General features: G+C 58.6%; 23 protein-coding genes and 2 pseudogenes. 18 read left to right on the top strand and 7 right to left on the bottom strand.

Annotation, left to right across the window (positions count from 1 at the left end; all coding sequences use genetic code 11):
- Nucleotides 1-111: 111 nt before the first annotated feature.
- From NL64_RS16770 to NL64_RS31160, 10 genes and pseudogenes are all read left to right on the top strand, one after another.
- Nucleotides 112-1,371 (top strand): D-mannose isomerase, encoded by a 1,260-nt coding sequence (locus tag NL64_RS16770; RefSeq protein WP_034149178.1) that lies wholly within the window; start codon nt 112-114, stop codon nt 1,369-1,371.
- A 118-nt stretch (nt 1,372-1,489) separates the two neighbouring features.
- The gene (locus NL64_RS16775; protein WP_034149179.1) at nt 1,490-2,791 is read left to right on the top strand and encodes an ABC transporter substrate-binding protein; all 1,302 of its coding nucleotides are present in this window, start codon (nt 1,490-1,492) and stop codon (nt 2,789-2,791) included.
- A gap of 157 nt (nt 2,792-2,948) precedes the next feature.
- Nucleotides 2,949-3,857 carry a carbohydrate ABC transporter permease gene (locus NL64_RS16780; RefSeq protein WP_034149180.1) on the top strand — a complete coding sequence of 303 codons (909 nt, stop codon included), beginning with the start codon at nt 2,949-2,951 and terminating at the stop codon, nt 3,855-3,857.
- A complete protein-coding gene (locus NL64_RS16785; protein WP_034149181.1) occupies nt 3,850-4,695 on the top strand; it encodes a carbohydrate ABC transporter permease in 846 nt (281 codons plus the stop codon). Before NL64_RS16780 ends, NL64_RS16785 begins: the two co-directional genes overlap by 8 nt.
- A 2-nt stretch (nt 4,696-4,697) precedes the next feature.
- The gene (locus tag NL64_RS16790; RefSeq protein WP_034149182.1) at nt 4,698-5,858 is read left to right on the top strand and encodes an ABC transporter ATP-binding protein; all 1,161 of its coding nucleotides are present in this window, start codon (nt 4,698-4,700) and stop codon (nt 5,856-5,858) included.
- A 188-nt stretch (nt 5,859-6,046) separates the two neighbouring features.
- A complete protein-coding gene (locus NL64_RS16795; protein WP_034149183.1) occupies nt 6,047-7,393 on the top strand; it encodes a carbohydrate porin in 1,347 nt (448 codons plus the stop codon).
- 274 nt (nt 7,394-7,667) lie between these two features.
- Nucleotides 7,668-8,522, top strand: coding sequence for a D-hexose-6-phosphate mutarotase (locus NL64_RS16800; RefSeq protein WP_034149184.1), 855 nt, complete (start codon nt 7,668-7,670; stop codon nt 8,520-8,522).
- Between the two features lie 202 nt (nt 8,523-8,724).
- The gene (locus tag NL64_RS16805) at nt 8,725-9,372 is read left to right on the top strand and encodes a peptidase inhibitor family I36 protein (protein ID WP_034149185.1); all 648 of its coding nucleotides are present in this window, start codon (nt 8,725-8,727) and stop codon (nt 9,370-9,372) included.
- A 479-nt stretch (nt 9,373-9,851) separates the two neighbouring features.
- Nucleotides 9,852-10,523, top strand: a pseudogene (locus NL64_RS31155) (PAS domain-containing protein); the annotation flags it as partial.
- A 123-nt stretch (nt 10,524-10,646) separates the two neighbouring features.
- A pseudogene (locus NL64_RS31160) lies at nt 10,647-11,066 on the top strand (methyl-accepting chemotaxis protein); the annotation flags it as partial.
- 102 nt (nt 11,067-11,168) lie between these two features.
- On the opposite strand, the gene NL64_RS16815 reads toward NL64_RS31160, so the two are convergent.
- From NL64_RS16815 to NL64_RS16830, 4 genes are all read right to left on the bottom strand, one after another.
- Nucleotides 11,169-11,729, bottom strand: a complete 561-nt coding sequence (locus tag NL64_RS16815) for a hypothetical protein (protein WP_034149187.1) — start codon at nt 11,727-11,729, stop codon at nt 11,169-11,171.
- A gap of 165 nt (nt 11,730-11,894) precedes the next feature.
- Nucleotides 11,895-13,319, bottom strand: a complete 1,425-nt coding sequence (locus NL64_RS16820; RefSeq protein WP_034149188.1) for an MFS transporter — start codon at nt 13,317-13,319, stop codon at nt 11,895-11,897.
- A 142-nt stretch (nt 13,320-13,461) separates the two neighbouring features.
- Nucleotides 13,462-14,100, bottom strand: a complete 639-nt coding sequence (locus NL64_RS16825) for a glutathione S-transferase family protein (protein ID WP_034149189.1) — start codon at nt 14,098-14,100, stop codon at nt 13,462-13,464.
- A gap of 175 nt (nt 14,101-14,275) precedes the next feature.
- Entirely contained in the window at nt 14,276-15,307 is a 1,032-nt protein-coding gene (locus NL64_RS16830) for a LacI family DNA-binding transcriptional regulator (protein ID WP_034149190.1), read from the bottom strand.
- 215 nt (nt 15,308-15,522) lie between these two features.
- On the opposite strand from NL64_RS16830, the gene NL64_RS16835 reads away from it, so the two are divergent.
- Together NL64_RS16835 and NL64_RS16840 are read left to right on the top strand one after the other, a co-directional pair.
- Nucleotides 15,523-16,056: a gluconokinase gene (locus tag NL64_RS16835; RefSeq protein ID WP_034149191.1), complete on the top strand. Its 534-nt coding sequence runs from the start codon at nt 15,523-15,525 to the stop codon at nt 16,054-16,056.
- Nucleotides 16,057-16,138: 82 nt separating this feature from the next.
- A complete protein-coding gene (locus NL64_RS16840) occupies nt 16,139-17,491 on the top strand; it encodes a GntP family permease (protein ID WP_034149192.1) in 1,353 nt (450 codons plus the stop codon).
- A 237-nt stretch (nt 17,492-17,728) separates the two neighbouring features.
- On the opposite strand, the gene alaC is transcribed toward NL64_RS16840, so the two are convergent.
- Nucleotides 17,729-18,946, bottom strand: a complete 1,218-nt coding sequence (gene alaC, locus NL64_RS16845) for an alanine transaminase (protein ID WP_034149193.1) — start codon at nt 18,944-18,946, stop codon at nt 17,729-17,731.
- A 139-nt stretch (nt 18,947-19,085) separates the two neighbouring features.
- On the opposite strand from alaC, the gene NL64_RS16850 reads away from it, so the two are divergent.
- The 3 genes from NL64_RS16850 to NL64_RS16860 all read left to right on the top strand — a co-directional run bounded on the left by NL64_RS16850 (nt 19,086) and on the right by NL64_RS16860 (nt 20,887).
- Nucleotides 19,086-19,748, top strand: a complete 663-nt coding sequence (locus NL64_RS16850; protein WP_034149194.1) for a LysE family translocator — start codon at nt 19,086-19,088, stop codon at nt 19,746-19,748.
- A gap of 67 nt (nt 19,749-19,815) precedes the next feature.
- The gene (locus NL64_RS16855; protein WP_034149195.1) at nt 19,816-20,301 is read left to right on the top strand and encodes a GyrI-like domain-containing protein; all 486 of its coding nucleotides are present in this window, start codon (nt 19,816-19,818) and stop codon (nt 20,299-20,301) included.
- 97 nt (nt 20,302-20,398) lie between these two features.
- Complete coding sequence (locus NL64_RS16860) at nt 20,399-20,887, top strand: GNAT family N-acetyltransferase (RefSeq protein WP_034149196.1); 489 nt, start codon at nt 20,399-20,401, stop codon at nt 20,885-20,887.
- Nucleotides 20,888-20,997: 110 nt separating this feature from the next.
- On the opposite strand, the gene NL64_RS16865 is transcribed toward NL64_RS16860, so the two are convergent.
- Nucleotides 20,998-21,483 carry a GNAT family N-acetyltransferase gene (locus tag NL64_RS16865; protein ID WP_034149197.1) on the bottom strand — a complete coding sequence of 162 codons (486 nt, stop codon included), beginning with the start codon at nt 21,481-21,483 and terminating at the stop codon, nt 20,998-21,000.
- 142 nt (nt 21,484-21,625) lie between these two features.
- On the opposite strand from NL64_RS16865, the gene NL64_RS16870 reads away from it, so the two are divergent.
- The 3 genes from NL64_RS16870 to NL64_RS16880 all read left to right on the top strand — a co-directional run bounded on the left by NL64_RS16870 (nt 21,626) and on the right by NL64_RS16880 (nt 23,697).
- Nucleotides 21,626-22,051, top strand: coding sequence for a YybH family protein (locus NL64_RS16870; RefSeq protein WP_034149198.1), 426 nt, complete (start codon nt 21,626-21,628; stop codon nt 22,049-22,051).
- A 67-nt stretch (nt 22,052-22,118) separates the two neighbouring features.
- The gene (locus NL64_RS16875; protein ID WP_034149199.1) at nt 22,119-22,463 is read left to right on the top strand and encodes a YciI family protein; all 345 of its coding nucleotides are present in this window, start codon (nt 22,119-22,121) and stop codon (nt 22,461-22,463) included.
- Between the two features lies 1 nt (nt 22,464).
- Complete coding sequence (locus NL64_RS16880) at nt 22,465-23,697, top strand: RNA polymerase sigma factor (RefSeq protein ID WP_034149200.1); 1,233 nt, start codon at nt 22,465-22,467, stop codon at nt 23,695-23,697.
- A 128-nt stretch (nt 23,698-23,825) separates the two neighbouring features.
- Here NL64_RS16880 and NL64_RS16885 read toward each other — a convergent pair whose 3' ends face one another.
- A complete protein-coding gene (locus tag NL64_RS16885; protein WP_034149201.1) occupies nt 23,826-24,680 on the bottom strand; it encodes a LysR family transcriptional regulator in 855 nt (284 codons plus the stop codon).
- Nucleotides 24,681-24,707: the final 27 nt, after the last annotated feature.

The raw sequence follows: 24,707 nt of genomic DNA on the forward strand, positions 1-24,707 counted from the left end.
AACCTGCGTGAATGTCACAGGCTGGTGACATAACTCGCCCCCTTCGTTACAAGCCCGCGACCATCCGTTGTTTAGACTGCCCCTCAGTCATAACAACAAAAAAGGTCCCCCATGCACACCTTCCAACCGGCCTTCAGCAGTTGGCTGAACGCGCCCGCTCATCAGCAATGGCTCGTCGCCGAAGGCCTGCGCCTGCTGGCGTTTGCCAAGGCTTCGAAACTTGCAGAAGGCTTCGGCAATCTCGATGAAAAAGGCCGACTTTCAGCCAACGCCCAAGCCGAAACCATGAACACTGCGCGCATGACCCACAGCTTCGCCATGGCCCATATTCAGGGCCTGCCGGGGTTTGCCGAGCTGGTGGATCACGGCATCGCTGCCCTGCGCGGGCCGTTACGCGATGCGCTGCATGGGGGATGGTTCGCCGTCGCTGAACACCGCGACGGCAACACGGGCAAGAACGCCTATCTGCATGCCTTCGTCGCGCTGGCCGCCAGTTCTGCGGTGGTTGCGCAGCGTCCCGGTGCGCAGGCCTTGCTCGACGATGCCATCGACATTATCGACACTTATTTCTGGAGCGAGGAGGAGGGCGCCATGCGCGAATCCTTTAATCGCGACTGGAGTGAAGAGGAGGCGTATCGCGGTGCCAACAGCAACATGCACGCCACTGAAGCTTTCCTCGCCCTGGCCGATGTCACCGACGACAACCGCTGGCTGTGCCGAGCGCAGCGCATCGTCGAGCGCGTGATCCATGGCTACGCCGCCGCCAACGACTACCTGGTGATCGAACATTTCGACCACGACTGGCAGCCGCTGCGCGAATACAACCACGACAACCCGGCCGACGGTTTCCGTCCTTACGGCACCACGCCGGGCCATGGTTTCGAATGGGCGCGGTTGCTACTGCATCTGGAAGCGGCGCGGGTTCAGGCCGGCATGCTGACACCCGGATGGCTGGCCACCGACGCGCAAAAACTCTTCGAGCAAAACTGCCGCCACGGCTGGGACGTCGACGGCGCGCCGGGCATTGTCTACACCCTCGACTGGGACAACAAAGCGGTGGTTCGCCATCGCCTGCACTGGACCCATTGCGAAGCCAGTGCGGCTGCCAGTGCGCTGCTGCAGCGTACCGGTGATAAGCAATTCGAGCGCTGGTACCGCCTGTTTTGGGAATTCTGTGACAGTCATTTCATCGACCGCTGCGATGGCAGTTGGCATCACGAACTCGACCCATTGAACCGCCCAAGTGCCGATATCTGGGCCGGTAAACCGGACCTTTATCACGCCTGGCAAGCCGTACTGATCCCTCGTCTACCCTTGTCACCCAGTATGGCAACGGCTCTGGCGCAATTGTCCCAGGGCGGTTCTATGTAACCATGCAGTGACATTCGCACGTCCCTTCGTTACCTGCGAAGGGACATCCCCTGTTTAAACTCTTATGCAGCGCAAGCACCAGACTTGCATGCATAACAACAAGAAAGGTACATCTCAGATGAATGCGATTTCTCGCCTCGCTACTGTCATTTCTGTCGCCTCCCTGTTCCCGCTCGCCATTCTGCCTCTCAGTGTTTCCGCTGCCGATTCCAAAGGTTCGGTGGAAGTCGTGCACTGGTGGACGTCCGGCGGTGAAAAGGCTGCCGTTGATGTACTCAAGGCCCAAGTTGAAAAAGACGGTTTCACCTGGAAAGACGGCGCAGTAGCTGGCGGAGGTGGTGCGACGGCCATGACCGTGCTGAAAAGCCGCGCCGTTGCCGGTAACCCGCCAGGCGTTGCGCAGATCAAGGGCCCGGACATCCAGGAATGGGCGTCGACCGGACTGCTCGACACCGACGTCCTCAAAGAGGTTGCCAAGGAAGAGAAGTGGGACAGCCTGCTCGACAAGAAAGTCTCCGATACCGTGAAGTACGAAGGTGATTACGTGGCCGTGCCGGTGAACATTCACCGGGTGAACTGGCTGTGGATCAACCCGGAAGTCTTCAAGAAAGCCGGTATCACCAAGAACCCGACCACCCTCGAAGAATTCTACGCCGCTGGCGACAAGCTCAAGGCTGCCGGTTTCATTCCGCTCGCCCACGGCGGCCAGCCATGGCAGGACAGCACCGTGTTCGAAGCCGTTGTGCTGTCGGTCATGGGTGTCGATGGTTACAAGAAAGCCCTGGTTGACCTCGACAACGGTGCGTTGACCGGTCCGCAAATGGTCAAGGCGCTGACCGAGCTGAAGAAAGTCGCGACCTACATGGACGCCGACGGCAAAGGCCAGGACTGGAACCTGGAAGCGGCCAAGGTCATCAACGGCAAGGCCGGCATGCAGATCATGGGTGACTGGGCCAAGTCTGAATGGACCGCCGCCAAGAAAGTCGCCGGCAAGGACTACGAGTGCGTAGCGTTCCCGGGTACCGACAAGGCGTTCACCTACAACATCGACTCGCTGGCGGTGTTCAAGCAGAAAGACAAAGGCACTGCTGCCGGTCAGCAGGACATCGCCAAAGTCGTGCTGGGTGAGAGCTTCCAGAAAGTCTTCAGCATCAACAAAGGTTCGATTCCGGTCCGTAACGACATGTTGAACGACATGGAGAAACTCGGTTTCGACTCCTGCGCCCAGACCGCCGCCAAGGACTTCCTGGCTGACGCCAAGTCCGGCGGCCTGCAACCAAGCATGGCGCACAACATGGCGACCACGCTGGCGGTACAGGGTGCGTTCTTCGATGTCGTGACCAACTACATCAACGACCCGAAAGCCGACCCGGCCGATGCGGCCAAGAAACTGGGCGCGGCGGTTCAGTCAGCCAAATAACCGCAAGCAACGCCGGCCCCCTGTGCAGGAGCCGGCTTGCTGGCGATGGCTGAGTGTCAGTCAACGGATTCATCGACTGGTCTACCGCTATCGCCAGCAAGCCGGCTCCTACCAAGGGATCTGCATGTAGTTTTATTCCCTCGTACTGGATTTCCCCATGAGTTCTGTTGCTGTGTTCAGCAAGGCCTCGCCGTTCGATGCATTGCAGCGCTGGCTCCCAAAACTGGTGCTGGCGCCGAGCATGTTCATCGTTCTGGTGGGCTTCTATGGCTACATCCTGTGGACGTTCGTGCTGTCGTTCACCACCTCGACCTTCCTGCCGAACTACAAGTGGGCAGGCCTGGCGCAATACGCGCGGCTGTTCGACAACGACCGCTGGTGGGTGGCGAGCAAGAACCTGGCGCTGTTCGGCGGCATGTTCATCGGCATCACCCTGGTGATCGGCGTGCTGCTGGCGGTTTTTCTCGACCAGCGCATCCGTCGCGAAGGCTTCATCCGCACCATTTACCTGTACCCGATGGCGCTCTCGATGATCGTCACCGGTACCGCGTGGAAATGGCTGCTCAACCCGGGCATGGGCCTGGACAAATTGTTGCGTGACTGGGGCTGGGAAGGCTTCCGCCTGGACTGGCTGATCGACCCGGATCGCGTGGTGTATTGCCTGGTGATTGCCGCTGTCTGGCAAGCCTCGGGTTTCATCATGGCGATGTTCCTCGCCGGCCTGCGTGGCGTTGATCAATCGATCATCCGTGCCGCACAGATCGATGGCGCGAGCATGCCGCGCATCTACTGGAAAGTGGTGCTGCCAAGCCTGCGTCCGGTGTTCTTCAGTGCGGTGATGATTCTGGCGCACATCGCGATCAAGAGCTTCGACCTGGTGGCCGCGATGACCGCCGGTGGCCCGGGTTACTCCTCGGACCTGCCCGCGATGTTCATGTATTCCTTCACCTTCAGTCGCGGCCAGATGGGCATGGGTTCGGCCAGTGCGATTCTGATGCTCGGTGCGATTCTCGCAATCATCGTGCCTTACCTGTACTCCGAGCTGAGGACCAAGCGTCATGACTAGTCTCGCTGCCAAACCTGCGATCAGCCTGAGTCGCATCGCGATCTACGCGGTGCTGATTCTCGCTGTAATGCTCTATCTGATTCCGCTGGTGGTGATGCTGTTGACCAGCTTCAAGACCCCGGAAGACATCAGCACCGGCAACCTGTTGAGCTGGCCGACCGTGGTCAGCGGCATCGGCTGGGTCAAGGCCTGGGGCACGGTTGATGGTTACTTCTGGAACTCGATCAAGATCACCGTTCCGGCGGTGCTGATCTCCACGGCCATCGGTGCCTTGAACGGCTACGTACTGTCGATGTGGCGTTTCCGTGGTTCGCAGCTGTTCTTCGGCCTGCTGTTGTTCGGTTGCTTCCTGCCGTTCCAGACCGTGCTGCTGCCGGCCTCGTTCACCCTCGGCAAGATGGGTCTGGCGAGCACCACCACGGGCCTGGTGTTCGTGCACGTGGTCTACGGCCTGGCGTTCACCACGCTGTTCTTCCGTAACTACTACATCAGCATTCCCGATGCGCTGGTGAAAGCGGCGCGCCTCGACGGTGCGGGTTTCTTCACCATCTTCCGCCGGATCATCCTGCCGATGTCGACGCCGATCATCATGGTCTGCCTGATCTGGCAGTTCACTCAGATCTGGAACGACTTCTTGTTCGGGGTGGTGTTCTCCAGCGGTGATTCGCAACCGATCACGGTGGCGCTGAACAACTTGGTCAACACCAGTACCGGGGCCAAGGAATACAACGTTGATATGGCAGCGGCGATGATCGCCGGGCTGCCGACCCTGCTGGTCTATGTGGTCGCAGGCAAGTATTTCGTGCGCGGGCTGACGGCCGGCGCAGTCAAGGGGTAATCATGGCTACGCTCGAACTTCGCAATGTAAACAAGACCTATGGCGCCGGCCTGCCGGACACCCTGAAGAACATCGAACTGTCGATCAAGGACGGTGAGTTCCTGATCCTTGTCGGCCCGTCGGGCTGCGGCAAGTCGACCCTGATGAACTGCATCGCCGGTCTCGAGACCATCACCGGCGGCGCGATCATGATCGGCGATCAGGACGTCAGTGGCATGAGCCCCAAGGATCGCGACATCGCCATGGTGTTCCAGTCCTACGCGCTGTACCCGACCATGAGCGTGCGCGAGAACATCGAGTTCGGCCTGAAAATCCGCAAGATGAGCCAGTCGGCCATCGATGAGGAAGTCACCCGGGTCGCCAAGCTGCTGCAGATCGAGCACCTGCTCAATCGCAAGCCCGGCCAGCTCTCCGGTGGACAGCAACAGCGTGTGGCGATGGGTCGTGCGTTGGCGCGTCGGCCGAAGATTTATCTGTTCGACGAACCGTTGTCCAACCTCGACGCCAAGCTGCGGGTCGAGATGCGCACCGAAATGAAACTGATGCACCAGCGCCTGAAAACCACCACGGTCTACGTGACCCACGACCAGATCGAAGCGATGACTCTGGGTGACAAAGTGGCGGTGATGAAGGACGGGATCATCCAGCAGTTCGGCACGCCGAAAGACATCTACAACAACCCGGCCAACCTGTTCGTGGCGAGCTTCATCGGTTCGCCGCCGATGAACTTCATCCCTCTGCGCTTGCAGCGCAAGGACGGTCGTCTGCTGGCGCTGCTCGACAGCGGCCAGGCCCGTTGCGAGTTGCCGCTGGGCATGCAGGACGCCGGTCTTGAAGACCGCGAAGTGATCCTCGGCATGCGTCCGGAGCAGATTGTTCTGGCCAGCGGCGAACCTAACGGGTTGCCGACCATTCGCGCCGAAGTCCAGGTCACCGAACCGACCGGGCCGGACACCCTGGTCTTCGTCAACCTCAACGACACCAAAGTCTGCTGCCGCCTGGCACCCGATGTTGCACCGGCCGTGGGCGAGACCCTGACCCTGCAATTCGATCCGGCGAAAGTGCTGCTGTTCGACGCCAAGACCGGCGAGCGTTTGGGGGTTGCCGGCCTGCCGAAAGCCGAGGCGCACGCTGCCAACGTGGCGCAATTCAAAGGCCGCTGAAGATCAAATGGGGGGAATGCGGTTGTGTGGGAGCTGGCTTGCCAGCGATGCAGCCGACTCGGTTTTCAGTTGAACCGGGTTGATGCCATCGCTGGCAAGCCAGCTCCCACAGGGCCTGTTATCCGTCGCAACTGATGTAACCACGTTAGAAAAAGAAAAGTTAATAACAATAAAACGAGGATGTAGGGATGATGAAGAAGAACAACGCTCAGCTTATCTGCCAGTTATCGGCGATTGCGGCAATGATGCTGGCCGGTAGCGTGCATGCGGCTGATGCGTTCAGCGCCGATTCCGAGTGGATGACGGGCGATTGGGGTGGCGAGCGAACCAAGCTGATCGAGCAAGGCATCGACATCAAAATGGACTACGTCGGTGAAGTGGGCGGCAACCTCCACGGCGGTTTCAACGATGACAAGACTGCGCGCTACGCCGACCAATTCGGCCTGGGCGCGGCGCTGGACCTGGAGAAGCTGTTCGGCTGGGATAACACCCAGGCCAAGATCCAGCTCACCAACCGTAACGGCGAAAACATCTCCAACGACCGCATCGGCGATCCGCGTGCCGGCACCCTGAGCTCCTCGCAGGAAGTCTACGGTCGTGGCCACATGGTCCGTCTGACCCAGTTGTGGATCAAGCATCAGTTCCTCGACAACAAACTCGACGTCAAGGCCGGTTACTTCGGTGAAGGCGAAGACTTCAACACCTTCCCGTGCGAATTCCAGAACCTGGCGTTCTGCGGCTCCCAGGTGGGTAACTGGGCCACCAACATCTGGTACAACTGGCCAGTCAGCCAGGCCGCGATCCGCGTGAAATACAACATCTCGCCTGAGTGGTATGCGCAGATCGGCGCGTACAACCAGAACCCGTCGCAACTGGAACACGGTAACGGCTTCAAGCTCAGCGGCAGCGGTACTGAAGGCACCGTGCTGCCGGTTGAACTCGTGTGGTTGCCTAACCCGAACAAACTGCCGGGCGAATACCGTGTCGGTTACTACAAGAGCACGGCCAGCGCCGATGACGTACTTGAAGACGACAACGGCAATAACGCGGCCACCAGCGGCAACGCTTATCGCAGCCATAGCAGCAAGCACGGCTACTGGTTCGTTGCGCAACAGCAACTCACCAGCCACAACGGTGACGCGACTCGCGGTCTGAACATTGCGGCCAACGCCACTTTCCACGACAAGGACACCAACATCGTCGACAACTACCAGTCGCTGATGTTTGTGTACAAAGGTCCGTTTGACGCACGTCCTAAAGATGACATGGGGATCGGCTTCGCCCGCATCCACGTCAACGATGACGTGAAGAAAAACGCCGAACTGGTCAACGCCTCCAATGGCGTCAGCGAATACAGCGATCCACTGTTCTCGCCGCTGCGTGACACCGAATACAACTACGAACTCAACTACGGCTTCCACGTTACCAACTGGCTGACCGTGCGTCCTAACTTGCAATACATCACTCACCCGGGCGGTGTTGATGAAGTTGATAACGCTTTGGTCGCCGGCCTGAAAATTCAGTCGGTGTTCTAACGCGACTGCGATAAGCTCCTCTCTATGTGCGCATTTGCGGACGGCCATGGCTGTCCGCTTTTTTTTGTGTATGGGAGCAATGAGTACCTGTGGCGAGGGAGCTTGCTCCCGCTGGGCTGCGAAGCGGCCCCAATACCAGCGACTCAAGTGTTTCTGGCAAACCGCGTTTATCGGGTTTACGACTGCTTCGCAGCCGAGCGGGAGCAAGCTCCCTCGCCACAGTGAGTTCGTTACTAAAGCGTTTGAACCTCCATGTTTTTCAGGACCGTGGCACATGCTTGAGCATCCGCTACAACGCTTCTTCAAATCCTTGCGCGAACGACCGGTGTTTGCGTGGGAGCGCTATCAGAAGCGCGACGTGTTGGTGATTGATCATCCGCTGTGTCAGGCGGTGTTCAGTCGCCAGGGCGCGCAGTTGCTGCACTTTCAGCCCAAGGGCCAGAAACCCTGGCTGTGGTGCGCGGCGAAGTGGCCGCAGGTCGGCGCCATTCGCGGTGGCGTGCCGGTGTGCTGGCCGTGGTATGGCCGTCATCCGAGCGAAAACGCCTGGCCGTCCCATGGTTGGGCGCGATTACTCGACTGGAAGCTGCTCGACAGCAGCAGTGACGATGAGGGCGTGCGTCTGCACTGGCAATTACAACTGTGCGACTGGACCGTTGAGCTGCATGCCCATCTGGGTGAAAGCATGGATTTGCGCCTGAGCACCGAGCATCAGGACGACATGCCGTGCCAGTTGAGCCAGGCGTTGCACGCTTACTGGCGTATTGGTGATGTCGGTGAGGTAGCGCTGTCTGGACTCGACGGCGCGCAAGGTTACGACCATTTAAGCCGGCAGATATGTCAGCAGGAAGGCGAGTTGCGCGTCGATGGCGGCTGTCAGCGAGTGTTCCAGCATGACGGTGAATTACAGCTCAACGACCATGCCTGGCAGCGGGCGCTGTGCATCGATACCGGCGACACAGCCGACACGGTGGTCTGGCATCCCGGCTCGCGTCCTTTGCTGGGGGTGAGCTGGAACGAAATATCAGAATTCGTCTGCGTGGAAGCGGCGAGTGGCGGCACCGATAGCCTGAGCCTGGCGCCGGGGCAACGGGCGCATTTGAGTTTGCAGGCACGGGCGGCGGCTTAGTCGAAAAGATAATCTGCAACAGCAAACGCAAGTGTGGCGCGGCTGGGTGACGGCTGAAGTGGCTATACGGGTAACCGGGAATCGTTGATTTTTAACCATGGGCCGGTTGTCTTTTCTGTCATTTGTGACAGTAGACGATCCGTTGCGATTCTTGGACTCTGTACTTTGTGATTAAGTTAAAACTCAAAGTGTGGAGTTCAATATGAAAATCAAATGGCTAACTATCGTCTCAGTGTTAGGCGCCTGCATCGTCGCAGGATTCTATTTATATTCGTCAGAAAATTCGATTCGCCCAGGAAAGTATGTGGTGTTCAATCCTCCACTGGACGATGTACAGAAGGCTGTAGTTCAGCAACAAATGGATCAACAACTAGCGAAAAAAAAGGGCGGAACGAAGGTCAGCTCGACCCAGCTGGTTTATGACAACGGAGCTGTCGTGGTCACCTTCCCGGCCCCCGGTGTTGCCAGTGATGTACTCACTTCCTGCGAATTTGGCTATTTCTGTGTCTGGGAACATCCGGATTATGTAGGCAGAAAGGTATCGGTGGTGAGCAGTTCAAACAGTATCGTCAATTTGTCGGACTACAACATGAGTCACCAAGTCTCATCCTGGAAATACAGTTACAAGCCTTATGCCAAGATTGTTTATGGGGTGGACGGAGTTGATGGCCGTGGAAGAATTATGACAAGTACTCTGAAAGAAATCGGAATTGGTGATGAATGTTGTCCGTTTAATATTCCAGAAAAAACTGAGGCGTGGACGGAGCAATACTTCATTGCCCATCTTGGAGAATTTGGCGACAGGATTGTGAGTATCAAAGTCGCGCCGTTGGCAGAGGATAAAAAATAATTGGCTAACGGGGCATGGAGTGCTGTCTCCTGCATTGCGCAAGTGACCCCTCCTTGACTTGGCGTGACCTCGAGTGGAGATGAACCGTTTTAGTCCTCGATAATGGCCGACTAGTGGCCTTGTAGTCCTAACGCCACTGGCTAAGCTCTGGGGAGTTTGCCAGTGAACACGTTAGGGCTGGCCCGTTTGCGGGCTATCAAGAGAAGGATGTCTTGATGAGGACGTCGCGACAGGGACCCTCCGATTCAACATCAAAAATCACCTGACAAGTCCTTCTTCTGGAGGGGCGCGTGTGCCTGTTCTGTGGAACGTAGTGGTGGATTTGAAAGACCCGTGACTTTCATTTAAAAAAACGCGCTTAGGGTGATACGACCATGTTCAACCTACATCACAAGGCTGACCTGCTGGAAATTGAACGCTTCAGTTGTGCCTTGACCGAAGCCAATGCCAAGTTGGCCGCCGTCAGTCGTTCGATGGCGATGATTGAGTTCACCCCTGAAGGCATCGTGCTCGATGCCAACGAAAATTTTTGCAATGTCATGGGGTACAGCGCCGATGAAGTACGCGGCAAGCACCACCGGATATTTTGCGAAGAGGCGTTTTACCGCAGCGAGGAGTACGCCAAGTTGTGGCGCGACTTGGCCCGTGGTGAACCGGTCAGCGGTACCTTTTTGCGGTTGGACAAGAGTGGCAAGGAGATCTGGCTCGAAGCCAGTTACATGCCGGTCTTCGGTCCCGAACGGCAGGTTAAGAGTGTGATCAAAGTCGCCACTGACGTATCAGCCAGGGCGCGCAAGGAATACGAAAACGCAAGCATGCTCGCCGCGATCGGGCGCTCCATGGCGGTGATCGAATTCACCCCGGATGGCAAGGTCATCACGGCCAATGAAAACTTCCTGAAAACCATGCATTACTCGCTCAATGAAATCGTCGGGCAGCATCACAGCATGTTCTGTCATCGCAGCGAGAGTGAGTCGCAAAACTACAGGGCGTTCTGGGCCTCGTTGAACCGCGGCGAATATCACTCGCACCGTTTCGAGCGCAAGGATAAGTTCGGTCATACGGTGTTTCTGGAAGCGTCCTACAACCCGCTGTTTGATGCCAAGGGCCGGCTGTACAAAGTGGTCAAGTTCGCCAGCAATATCACCGGGCAGGTCACTACTCTGCAAAGCGCTGCGGAAGCGGCGCACAGCACCTCGGTGCAAAACGACGCCTGCGCGCGCAAGGGCTCCGAGGTGGTGCAGCAAACGGTGCAGATCATCCAGGACATTTCCCGGGACTTGAACGAAGCGGCGCTGAGCATCGATGCGGTGAGCAAACAGTCCGACATCATCGGCACCATCGTCCAGACCATCCGTGGCATTGCCGATCAGACCAACCTGCTGGCGCTCAACGCCGCCATCGAAGCGGCCCGCGCCGGGGAACATGGGCGAGGGTTTGCGGTGGTGGCGGATGAGGTGCGCAGCCTGGCAGCACGCACAAGTCAGGCGACGCTAGAGATCGTTGATGTGGTGCGCAAGAACCACGATCTGTCATTGAGCGCGGTGTCGAGCATGCAGTCGAGTCTGAGCCGAACCGGCCTTGGCGTGGAATTGGCAAACGAGGCGGGGGAGGTGATTCTGGAGATTCAACAGGGATCGCGGCACGTGGTGGACGCGATCAGCCAGTTCAATTCAACGCTGCAATTGAACTGACTTCCCAGACCCCTGTAGGAGCTGCCGCAGGCTGCGATCTTTTGATCTTGATTGTTTAAGATCAAAAGATCGCAGCCTGCGGCAGCTCCTACACGGAATTGGTTAAAGCGACGCGAGGAATTTATCGACCACCTGGCTGCCATTTTTCTCGCTGCTGCTGTTGTCTTTCTCGGCCTGGGCCACTTTCACCTTGTCCTGCATGCGGTCCGCAATCTCTTTGCCGATAGCCTCTTGCTGTTCAGGGGGCATGGCTTTTACCTCATCTTCGGTCAGGCCCATCTGCGCCAGTATCGCGTCGCGCATCCGCTGTTCTGGGGTCTTGCTCATGTAGTCCTTGAACTCGGACGTGGCTGAACCGTCACCGATCCGGTCCTTGACGTCACTTGGCAACGCCGAGTTATTCGCTTGCAGACCCACGCGGGTTTTGGCAAACGCTTCATCAACGTTGTCGCTGATTCTCGTGGCTTCGCTCACCTGTTGCGTGGCGAGTTGAGTGGCGGATTCCTGGACTTGCGAAGTGGCTTGCGCGTTTTGCGCCTGCACATTGTTTTGCAGGGCTTGCGTCAACGCACTTTGAAGTCCGGCGGCGGCTTCGGCGGTGAGATCTTCACCGGGGCGCTTCGGGAGTGGGGTTACCAGGTTTAATTTTGCACTGACCAACATGATAAGCAGACCTTGTAGGTATTGGCGGTGCAGTGCTTGGAGCAAATAGTATGCCTATATATAAAAGTCCATATATATCAATCGGTTAATGTTTCTCGCCAGAATAAACCGTAGCGATCGCGGTCAAGCCTTGCCGCTCTGCGGCAGAGCCCGACCGCGTGGTCGTCAGCGATGGGCGATGTTTTCCAGCGCCAGGTTGCGGGTGCGCGGGCCGAACCAGCCGATGGTCAGCATCACGATCAGCATGCTGCTGACGATGAAAGCAAGTACGCCCGGCGTGCCGAAGTGTTCGAGGAAAATCCCGATCAGCAAGCTGCTGAACACCGTCGACAAACGACTGAACGAATAACAGAAACCCACCGCACGCGCACGGATGTTGGTGGGGAACAGTTCGCTTTGATAGGAGTGATAACTGAAGCTCAGCCAGGCGTTGCAGAAGGTGATCATCACCCCACAGAAAATCAGGCCGAACGCACTCGTTTGCAGGGCAAACAAAGTGCCGAAGGTCATGGCGCCCAACGCCGAGCCGACAATCTGCCACTTGTTCTCGAAACGGTTGGCGAACTTCACGAACAGCAACGGCCCCAGCGGGTAGGCGAGGGTGATGATGAAGGCGTACATCAGGCTGTGTGTGACGCTCACGCCCTGGCCATTGAGCAACGCCGGCAACCAGTTGCCGAAGCCAAAGAAACCGATAGCCTGGAACACGTGAAATACGATCAGCATCAAGGCGCGACGGCGGTAAGGCGGCTGCCAGATATCGGCGAAGCGGCCCTTACCCTGAATGTCCACGTCAGCCAGTTCCGGCTCGTCCAGCGGCTTACCCTGATCCTTGACGCAACGCGCTTCGATGCGGGCGAGAATCTGGTCTGCCTCATCGTAACGCCCATATTGGGCCAGCCAACGCGGTGATTCCGGCAAACGCGAACGCAGCCACCAGATGAACAACGCAAACACCGCGCTGGCCAACACCACCCAACGCCAACCGGACACACCGAAAGGCGCCTGCGGCACCAGCCACCAAGACATCAGCGCCACCGCCGGCACCGACAGAAACTGCACGAAAAACGCGAAGGCAAACGCCGAACTGCGCATGCGCTTGGGCACCAGTTCCGAGAGGTAAGCGTCGATGGTCACCAACTCGATGCCCAGACCGATGCCCACCAGAAAGCGCATGCAGATGATCCCCAGCGCAGAACTCTGAACGCCCATCAGCACGGTCGCGACGGTGTACCAGATCAAGGCAAAGGTGAAGATGGCGCGCCGGCCAAAACGGTCGGCCAGCGGGCTCAACAGGCTGGCGCCGAGGAACAGACCGAGAAACGTCGCCGAGGCGAACGCTGCCTGATCGGAGAAACCAAATACACCCTGGCTGCCGGTGGCGAAGATGCCATCACTGATCAGGCCGGGGCTGATGTAGGCAGTCTGGAACAGGTCGTAGAGTTCGAAGAAGCCGCCGATCGACAGCAGCGCCACCAGGCGCCAGATCGTCGAAACAGCGGGCAGGCGATCGATGCGGGCGGAAATCTGTGCGGCACGCACCGGATCTACGTCGCCTGCTTGAGCAGCAGCAGTGGGGAGGGCAGTCATGGGCTGATCCATTTTTTATCGATGGAGAAGCTTAGCCTGCTATCGGAAACCAATGATTGTGAATCCCGGCGCTGGCACACCGAGATTCGCCACGTTATTGCAATGAATGGTTACATTTTAGCGATTTGTAGCGCTCGACCGCTCAAGGCAGGCCGTTGCAGCCATGTTTCATAAATCCGGGGCGCTGTGCCAAGCGCTGGAAATACTCATCAACCGCCGGGTAATCCGGACGCTCGATCGGCGTCATCAGCCAGCGATTAACGGACAGCCCGACCACGATATCGGCCAAGGTAAATTTAGCCCCGGCAACATAAGCCTTGGTGACTGCCAGCTGATGTTCGAGGATGGCCATCTTCTGATTCCAGTTACGCACGCCGACTTCGAGGCGATGCGGATCCTGGAATTCCGGATCCTTGCGCACCAACGACATGAACGCATAACTCCAGGACGGGTTGAGTTCAGTGGCTTGCCAATCCATCCACTGTTCCACCCGCGCGCGTGCGGCGGGTTCGGTGGGTAGCAAATCGGCGTGGTGATGGTGGTGTTTGCCGGTCAGGTAGCGGCAGATGGTGTTGGATTCCCACAACACCCCGTTCTCATCAATGATCACCGGTACCTGTGCGTTGGGGTTGAGTCGCAGAAACTCGGGGCTGTGGGTCGAGGCAAAACCACTGCCCCAATCCTCGCGTTCGTAGGAAAGGCCCAGTTCCTCGCACGTCCAAAGGACTTTTCTGACGTTGATTGACGAGGCTTTACCGAGGATTTTCAGTGCGTGTTCCATTGAGCTACCCGTTAGCGACCGATGGGGGACATTCGTCGTCCTAAAAGGTTAGTTGAAATCCTGTTGCCTGACCGCGGTATCCCTGTAGGAGCTGCCGAAGGCTGCGATCTTTTGATCTTGTTGTTTAAGAGCCAGATCAAAAGATCGCAGCCTTCGGCAGCTCCTACAGGGGGAACTACGTACTCTCGCGAATCTTTAACTCAAAGCCCATGTCTTGCACCGGTCTGGCCACGGTGTTCCCAGCCATCAACGTCAACATCTGCTCCGCCGCACGCCGGCCGATGGCTTCGCGCGGGGTGTTGATGCTGCTCAGGCGCGGGACCATGTATTCGGACATGGGCAGATCGTTGAAACCGAGAATCGCTACCTGCTCGGGGATCTTGATGCCATGGCGCAGGGCTTCGAGCAATGCGCCCTGGGCCAGGTCGTCGTTGCCGAAGAAAATCGCGTCCACATCGGGATGACTGGCAATCATCTTCAGGAACAACTCGCCGCCCAGGCCGACCGACGACGGGCGTGGCGTCAGCACCTCCAGCGCCGGGTCATACAGACCGGCTTTTTGCAGGGCGCGGCGGAAACCTTCACCCCGCAGCAACGTCCGCTGGTCGAGTTGCGCGCCGATGTAGGCCAGACGCTTGCGGCCCCGAGAGAGCAAATGTTCGGCCGCCGTTTCGCCAGCAGCCAGTTGCGAAAAACCGACGCAATTGAGCCCGGCGGCGCTGTCCAGCTCCATCATATACACGCACGGAATATTGCTCGCCTCGATCATCCTGCGCGAACTTTCGGTGCGGTCGAAACCGGTCAGCAGCAAGCCGCGCGGCTGATAGGCCATGTAGTTGCGCAGCAGGTTTTCTTCTTCGTCGCGGGAATAGTGGAAGTTGCCGATCAGCACTTCGAAGCCTTTTGGCCGCAAAACCTGATGAATGGCTTCCAGGGTATCAATGAACAAAAGGTTGGACAGCGACGGCACCAACACCACCACCGAATGGCTCTGGGCCGAGGCGAGGGCGCGGGCAGCAGGGTTGACCACATAGTTGAGTTCAAGCGCCGCTTTCTGCACTTTTTCCACCAGTTCGGTGGCCACGGTGCTGACGCCGCGCAAGGCACGGGAGGCAGTAATCGGGCTGACACCGGCCAGGCGGGCAACTTCATTCAGGGTAGGGCGGCCAGTGGTGCGCGTATTTTTATCGTTTTTAGTTGGAGTCATCGACGGCTTGCCAAACAAAATTCAAGGCACTAAGGTAGCGCTGTCTCGATGCAGCTGCAAATGCGTGAGCGAGGGTTCGCCTGATCCTCGCTTTTTGGCGTTGGGAACACACATGCTGCAACCCACAAAATGACAAGAAAGGCGTCGGCAACTTCTGCTTTTGGTCTAGTGTCATAACTGGCAAAGGTAGCGCTGTCTGCGCGCTGAGGTGTTACATGAATCATCCCATCACCGCCCTGGTCATCATGGGCGTTGCCGGTTGCGGCAAGACAAGCGTCGGCGAGGCTTTGTGCCAGCTCAGCGGCGCCACTGCCATTGAAGGCGATTCTTTCCATCCTGCCGCCAATATCGAAAAGATGAGCGCGGGGATCCCCCTGAACGATGAAGACCGTGCCGGCTGGCTCGACAGCCTGTGCGATGAACTGCGCCGCATTGACGCCCTGGGCCAGCGCCCCGTGCTGACCTGCTCGGCCCTCAAACACATTTACCGCGAACGTCTGCGCAGTGCCTTGCCGGGCCTGGGCTTCGTGTTTCTTGAGTTGACCCCTGAAGTCGCCGCCGACCGTGTATCCCACCGGCCAGGCCACTTCATGCCATCGACCTTGATCGACAGCCAGTTCGCCACCCTCGAATCGCCCGTCGGCGAGCCGTTGACCCTGGCCCTTGATGCTTCGCTCCACAGTGTCGACCAGTTGGCCGTTCAGGCTCACGTCTGGTGGCTGGAACACGGCTTGAAACGCGCCGGTTAAATTTTGCTTGAAGAGATAGCGCTGTCCTTATGGCTTTCGAATTTCCCGCTTTAATAACAACAACAACCAGGAGACACCCCTAATGTTTGGCATGTCCCACGAGACGTTCCTGCTGCTCGATGCAGTGGTCACGGTGATCGGGCTTATCGTTCTGATCACCAAGTTCAAGTTGCACCCCTTTCTAGCCCTGATCATTGCTGCAGCCTTCCTCGGGCTGACGTCCGGCATGCCGATCGGCACCATCATCAAAGCGTTCCAGGATGGCTTCGGTGGCGTGCTCGGTTTTGTCGGGATCATCCTGGCGCTGGGCACCATGCTCGGCAAAATGATGGCCGAGTCGGGCGGGGCGGATCAAATTGCCCAAACGCTGATTCGTGCGTTCGGCAAGGACAAGGTGCAGTGGGCGATGATGTTCGCCGCGTTCCTGGTCGGCATTCCGCTGTTCTTCGAAATTGGTTTCGTGCTGCTGATTCCGTTGGTGTTCATTGTGGCCCGTCGCACCGGCGTGTCGATCATCAAGATCGGTATCCCGCTGCTGGCCGGTTTGTCCGCAGTACACGGCTTGGTGCCGCCGCACCCGGGTCCGCTGCTGGCGATTGGCGTGTTCGGCGCCGACATCGGTAAAACCATTCTTTATGGTCTGATCGTGGCGCTGCCAACGGCAATCATTGCCGGTCCGATCTTCGGTACGTTCATTGCCAAGCACATTCCCGGTCATCCGAACCAGGAGTTGGTGGATCAACTGGCCCGCGAAACGGATTCGGCTGAACTGCCGAGCTTCAGCATCACGCTGGTAACCGTGCTGCTGCCAGTGTTCCTGATGCTGCTCAAGACGTTTGCCGACGTGGTGCTGCCGGACGGCAACATCTTCCGCGCCTTCATGGACCTGATCGGTCACCCGATCTCGGCGTTGCTGCTGGCGTTGCTGCTGTCGCTGTACACCTTCGGCTACAAGCAGGGCATCGGTTCCAGCCAAATGATGAAATGGCTGGACGCGAGCCTCGCGCCGACCGCCGCGATCATTCTGATCATCGGCGCCGGTGGTGGCTTCAAGCAGATGCTGGTGACCAGCGGTGTGGGTGACGTGATCGGCCACATGGCGGTGAACGCACAGATCTCGCCGATCCTGCTGGCCTGGCTGGTGGCGGCGGTGATCCGTATCGCCACCGGTTCGGCAACCGTAGCAACCATTACTGGCGCAGGCATTGTGGTGCCGGTGGTGGGGATGATTCCGGGCGTGAACCGGGAACTGCTGGTGCTGGCCACCGGCGCCGGTTCGTTGATCCTGTCCCACGTCAACGACGCCGGTTTCTGGCTGGTGAAGCAGTACTTCAACATGACCGTGGCCGAAACCTTCAAGACCTGGACCGCGATGGAAACCATCCTGTCGGTAGTTGGGCTGGGCTTCATTCTGCTGTTGTCGCTGTTCGTCTAAGCGATTCGCCAGACACAAAAAAACCGCAGCGATGCGGTTTTTTTGTGGGTGATCAAAACTCAACGTGGATCACTTTTGTGGCGAGGGAGCTTGCTCCCGCTCGGCTGCGAAGCAGTCGCAAATCCGGTCAATGCGTCCTGGCTGAAGAAATGCGGTGACCGGTTTCGGGGCCGCTTCGCGACCCAGCGGGAGCAAGCTCCCTCGCCACAGGATTGTTGTTGTTACATTTATCGGGTGTCAGGCATTGGTTTTCGGTGCTAACCCATCCGCCCGAAACATCCCGCGAATCCCGCGCACCGCCTGACGAATCCGGTCCTGGTTTTCGATCAGCGCGAAGCGCACATGATCATCCCCGTACTCGCCAAACCCCACGCCCGGCGAGACGCAAACCTTCGCTTCGGCGAGCAGCTTCTTGGCGAATTCCAGCGAGCCCAAATGCGCGTAAGCCTCGGGAATCTTCGCCCAGACGTACATCGACGCCTTCGGGATTTCCACCATCCAGCCCAATTCATGCAGGCCTTTGACCAACACATTACGGCGCTGCCGATACTGCTCGGCGATGTCGCGTACGCACTGCTGATCGCCTTCCAGCGCCGCAATCGCCGCCACTTGCAGCGGGGTGAAGGTGCCGTAGTCGTGATAACTCTTGATCCGCGCCAGGGCGTTGACCAGCTCCGGGTTGCCAACCATGAAACCGATGCGCCAACCGGCCATGTTGTAGCTCTTGGACAGGGTGAAAAACTCCACCGCAATGTCCTTGGCGCCGGGCACCTGCATGATCGACGGCGCTTTCCAGCCGTCGTAGACGATGTCGGCGTAAGCCAGGTCATGCACCACCAGTACGTCGTACTGCTTGGCGAGGGCGATTACACGTTCGAAGAAGTCCAGCTCCACACATTGCGCGGTCGGGTTGGACGGGAAACCGAGGATCATCATTTTCGGCTTCGGGATCGAGCCACGAATGGCCCGTTCCAGTTCGGCAAAGAAATCCACGCCCGGCACCAGCGGCACCGAACGCACCTGGGCGCCGGCAATCACGGCACCGTAGATGTGAATCGGGTAGCTCGGGTTCGGCACCAGCACGGTGTCGCCCTGATCCAGGGTCGCCAGCATCAAATGCGCCAGGCCTTCCTTGGAGCCGATGGTGACGATGGCTTCGGTTTCCGGGTCGATGTCGACCTCATAGCGATCCTTGTACCAGTTGGAAATTGCCCGGCGCAGTCGCGGAATGCCCTTGGAAGTGGAATAGCCGTGGGTGTCTTCGCGCTGGGCGACTTGTACGAGTTTTTCGACAATGTGCGGCGGCGTGGCGCCGTCGGGGTTGCCCATGCTCAAGTCGATGATGTCTTCGCCACGACGACGGGCGGCCATCTTCAGCTCGGCGGTGATGTTGAAAACGTAAGGGGGGAGTCGATCTATGCGCGCAAAGCGGCGCGGCGAACCTTGTTCGGCCATTGTTGCCTCGGATAACGTAAGCGCCCGGAACCGTCCGAGCGACGCTGGTCACTGCGGTGACCTGTGGCGGAATGTACGGGCAGCTGTGGCAGACTGTCCAGCCTCAAAATAAACAAATTTGTCCGAAGGAAAGGGTTCGATGGAATTTACCAGTGGCTTTTTGCTGAGCCTTTCGCTGTGCCTGGACATTGGCGTGGCCAACATCGCAATGATTACGTTGGCGATGCAACGCGGCTATTTTCAAGGCTTTGCGCTGGGGTTGGGCACCTGTGTCGGTGACCTGATCTACGCCGTGCTGGCACTGGCCGGCATGACGGTTTTGCTGCAATACGAAACCGTGCGCTGGGTGTTGTGGATCGGCGGTTCCGCGCTGTTGGTGTACTTCGCGGCGAAGATGATTTATTCGGCGATCCATCACGAAGCGCTGTTGGCCGAGACTGCCGAGGTGGGCCACAACTCCCATCGCAAAGAGTTCTTTCGCGGGATTTTTCTCGCCATGTCGTCGCCCAGCGCGATTCTCTGGTTTGCCGCCGTGGGCGGTACGTTGATCGCCCGCTCAGGCGGCGGTGGTGCGCTGAGTTCGGCGCTGTTTCTTGGCGGTTTCCTCTGCGCTGGTTTGCTGTGGTCCGCAGGCCTGTGCTTTGCCGCGAGCCACGGCGGCAAGTTGCTCGGCGACAAGTTGCTGCGTTATTCCTACATGGCATCGGCAGCGATCTTCTGCTATTTCGCGGTGTACGTGATCCTATCGGGTTACAACGAGTTTGTCGGTTCAGGTGCCGTCGAGCAGTTGCACGCGCTGTAACTGGGCGAACCGGGTTTGGCTTCTATACTCCCAGCCGAACCCATTTTTTCCTTCCAGGAGTCGAGTCATGGATGAGCAAAAAAGCGTCGAAGTGTTGGAACCACGCTTCGAACATGGACACTTCCTGCTGATCGCAGGACTTGGCGGACAATTTACCCAGCAAACGGTAAAAGGCATACCCGAACTCTGGGAAAAATTCATACCTCACATCGGCAATGTTCCGGGGCAAAAAGGCGAAGTCACTTACGGCGTCTGCTGCAATTTCGACGGCAAGGGCGGTTTCGATTACATCGCTGGCGTCGAGATCAGCAAACTCGACGATTTGCCCGAAACCTACCGCTGGGTCGAGGTCCAGCCTCAGCAGTACGTGGTGTTCGAACACAAAGGACCGCTGGAATCCTTGCCGCAAACCTTCCAGTACATCCATGGCACATGGCTGCCGCAGTCCGGGCGCGAGCTGCTGAACGCTCCGGAGTTCGAACGCTACAGCGAAGACTTCAACCCGAAGCTCAACACCGGCAAGCTGGAACTCTGGCTGCCGATCAAAGGCTGAACGCTGCATCGAGAGACGGATCGACGATTCGTCTCTCGATGTCATGGGGAAGCTGATTTATCATTCCCGGCCTTTCCATCGCTGATCCCGAGCCGCCATGAACACCGTCATCCGCAACGTCACCCCCGCCGACCTGGACCGCTGCTACGCCATCGAAACCGTTGCCTATGAAGGCGACGAAGCCGCGACCCGGGAGAAAATCGCTACCCGCATCGCGACCTGGCCCGAGGGTTTCATCGTTGCCGAAGTGGACGGTGTTGTAGCCGGTTTCATCAACTCCGGTGCGGCATTTCAGGTGGAAATGTCCGACGAAGCCTTCAAGGAACTGATCGGCCACGACCCGGCGGGGCCCAACGTGGTGATCATGTCGGTGGTGGTGCATCCGGATTATCAGGGGCAGGGGCTGGCGAAACGTTTGATGGGCGAGTTCATCGAGCGCATGCGCGCAATGGGCAAGGTCAGCATCCACCTGATGTGCAAGGAACGGCATATTCCGCTGTACGCCGGATTCGGCTTCGCCTACGTCAAGCCGTCGGCGTCGGACCACGGCGGGATGGCGTGGCACGAAATGGTGTTGGTGCTGTAAACACATTCCCCTGTAGGAGCTGCCGAAGGCTGCGATCTTTTGATCTTGTTTTTTTAAGATCAAGATCAAAAGATCGCAGCCTTCGGCAGCTCCTACAGGGGGCGGCGATTTCAGAATATCAAACCCATCCGTCGCTCGTAGCCGATACGCCCCTTGTACGCTTCGCCACTGTCGACAAAACCATACTTGGCATACAGCGCAATGGCCGCCGCGTTATCCGCATCCACCGACAATTCCAGCCCTCTGATTTCCGGCCACGCCAGGCGCGCGGCCTCGGGCAGTGCTTGCAGGCAGGCCTTGCCGAAACCTCTGCCCTGAGCACGCTGATCGACCTGCAACGCATGCAGCGTGGCGCTGTGTTCGTCGGCCCAGGCGGGCAACACCGGTGGGCGTTTGAGCAGTAAAAACGCAACGGGAATGTCTTCGGCCAACAGAGCAAATCCTTTGACGCCGGGGCCAGGCTTGGACAACAAAGTGTGCAATGCACCATGGATGTCACCGGAGAACCTGATTTGCTCCGGGTGTACTTCAATTGCCTCGACCTGCTGGCGCTGGAGCGCATTCAGGCTTTCGTAAGGCACGAGTCGGGCTGTCACGGGAGTGTCCTTTTTCCAACATGAATAGAACCTCGGATTCTAGCGATTCCGGCCGTTTGGAATATTTTTATTTCACCTGTCGATTCGCCGGCTCCCCAGACGACTAAGGGTGTCTTCACAACAAAAACCACGGAGAACCACCATGAACTCGCAAACCCAGATCCAGAACCTGATCGACAGCTATCGCCAGGCCGTCATCAACAAGGACGTGGAAAAAGTCATGGCCTTGTATGCCGACGACATCGTCTCCTTCGACGCGGTCAAAGCCCTGCAATTCAAGGGCAAGCCTGCCTATCGCGCACATTGGCAGGAATGCATGGAAATGTGCCCCGGCCCGCACATTTTCGAGTTCCACGAGATCACCATCGAGCCGTCCCAGGAGATCGCGTTCGCCCATTGGCTGGCCCATTGCGGCGGGACCAACGAGAAAGGCGAAACCCAGGCGTGCTGGATGCGTGTCTCGCAGTGCTACCGACAGGACGCGGGGTTGTGGCAGATCGTCCATGAGCACTGGTCGGCGCCGTTCGACATGCAGAGTGGCGCGACACTGTTCAACCTGGAACCCTGATCGTCGGGAAACAGGGCGAAGCTGCCGATCTGCAGCCATAGTTGATCCGTTCAGTCAGGAGCGCGCGATGAAGTATTTATGCCTGGTCTACAGCGATGAGCACTTGCTGCATTCGCTGCCGGAGAGCCCCAAGGACGAGGAATGCATGGCCTACGCAGAGTCTGTCCAGGGCAGCGGCCGAATGGTTGCCGCCGAAGCGCTGGAGTCGGTGCAGACCGCCACTACCGTGCGCATGCGCAATGGCAAGGTGTCGATCACCGACGGTCCGTTCGCCGAAACCAAGGAGCAATTGGCCGGTTTCTACCTGATCGATGCGAAGGATCTGAACGAAGCGATTCAGGTCGCTGCGGACATTCCTGCAGCCCGGGTCGGTTGTGTCGAAGTGCGCCCCGTTCGGCAGTTGAATCCTTGAGATGACTGCCTCGGTCAAGGAACGCGTCGAGCTGGTTTATCGCGAAGAGTCGCGGCGCATTCTGGCGACGCTGATCCGCCTGCTCGGCGATTTCGACCTCGCCGAAGAAGCCTTGCACGAGGCGTTTTTCGTCGCGGTCGAACGCTGGCAGCAGGACGGCGTACCGGACAATCCGCGCACCTGGCTGGTGTCCACCGGACGCTTCAAAGCCATCGATGTGTTGCGACGGCGTGCACGCTTCGCCGCGTCACGACCGCTGTTGATCGCGCAACTGGAGGATCTGGAGCAGGCCGACTGGAGTGACGAAGACGTGGAAGATGATCGGCTGCGCCTGATCTTCACCTGTTGTCACCCAGCGCTGGCGGCTGATGCTCAAGTGCCGTTGACGCTGCGGGAAGTCTGCGACCTGACCACGGAAGAAATCGCCCGTGCCTTTCTCTCTGCGCCGGCCACCATCGCCCAGCGTATCGTGCGCGCCAAGGCGAAAATCCGCGACGCAAAAATCCCTTACCAAGTGCCGTCCCTGGCGGAATTGCCGGAGCGCCTCGAGAGCGTTTTGCGGGTGATTTACCTGGTGTTCAACGAAGGCTATTCGGCGTCCATCGGTGCGCAAGTGACCCGCGAGGAATTGACCCGCGAAGCGATCCGCCTCGGACGTTTATTGATGGAGTTGTTGCCGGAGCCGGAGGTGATGGGCCTGCTGGCGCTGATGCTGCTGCACGAGTCACGCCGGGAGGCGCGGACCTCGGCGAGTGGCGAGTTGATCTTGCTCGATGAGCAGGACCGCACCTTATGGAACGGCGAGATGATTGCCGAAGGTTGTGCACTGGTCGAGCGAGCGCTGAGCTCCCGTCGATTCGGCCCCTATTGTCTGCAAGCGGCGATTGCGGCGGTGCATGCCGAAGCGCCGTCGGTGGATGAAACCGATTGGGCGCAGATCGTCGGGCTGTATGACGTGCTATTGCGAGCCGTGCCGTCGCCGGTGATCGAGCTGAACCGCGCTGCGGCGATATCGAAGCGCGATGGACCGTCGGCGGGACTGTCGCTGGTCGAGGCGATTCTCGAGCGTGGAGAGTTGCTCGACTACCACTTGGCGCATTCGGCGCGGGCGGAGTTTTGTCGGCAGTTGGGGCGGGTGGAGCAGGCGCGCGAGGCGTATGAACGGGCGCTTGAGTTGACCCAGCAAGAGCCTGAGCGGCGGTTTATCGAGGGGCGGCTCAAGGCGTTGCGTTGATGTGATCTTGCGGGCCCTATCGCGGGCAAGCCCGCTCCCACAGTGGTGAGGGGTGTTGAGCAAATTTGTGGCCGACACACAAACCTGTGGGAGCGGGCTTGCCCGCGATGAGGCCATTCGCCGCACCGCTACTCCAGCATCCTGCCCAGCAACCAACTCCCCGCCGGCCCCGGCGGATGCAGCCGCGACCACAACGCATCCACCGACACCGTTTTCGGCCAGCCGCGCACCTGTAATTCCTGCAATGAACCCGGCCCAAAACGCTCCACCAGCCAACGCGGCAACGGCGCCCAGCCAAATCCGCCCTGGGCCATTTCCAGCAGCATCAGATAACTCGGCGCCGACCAGACGCGACCCTTTGCGCGGCTTTCATAAGGGTTGACGATGGTTGCCAGGCGCAATTCACGGTGCTGTTGCAACGCGTCCTGATCAACGTATTTCAGTGCTGCCAATGGATGCTGGGGGGACACGAACAAGGCGATGTCCGTGCGTTCGTCTACCGTCGAATGGACCAGGTCCGGCGGATAGCTGTCCTGCATTTCGGCGAAGGCGAGTTGCGCCCGACCGCTTTGCACAAGCGCCACCAAGTCGTCGCATTCGGCGATCAGGCATTCGAGTTCCAGGTCCGGATAACGCTGCTCGAAAGCACTGAGTGACGCTTCGAAACGGTCGGACTGATAAGTATCGGAAAGCGCCACGGTCAGCTTCGGCTCCACCCCTTGCGACAGTTGCGTGGCAGTCATTTCCAGACGGCTGGTGGCGGCGAGGATGTCCTCGGCGCGTTGCAGCATCACGTGCCCGGCCGGGGTCAGGGTCGGCTTGCGGCTGCTGCGGTCGAACAGCGTCAGGTTCAAGTCGATTTCCAGGCTGGACACCGCAGCGCTGATGGTCGACTGACTGCGGCCCAACTTGCGCGCCGCGGCGGAAAAAGAGCCTTGGGTCGCTGCCTGGACGAACGCCAGCAACACTTCGTGGGAGGCCATAAACTATCGCCTTGATCGATGGTTATT

The sequence above is a fragment of the Pseudomonas fluorescens genome, from assembly GCF_000802965.1.
GTDB classification, from domain to species: domain Bacteria; phylum Pseudomonadota; class Gammaproteobacteria; order Pseudomonadales; family Pseudomonadaceae; genus Aquipseudomonas; species Aquipseudomonas fluorescens_A.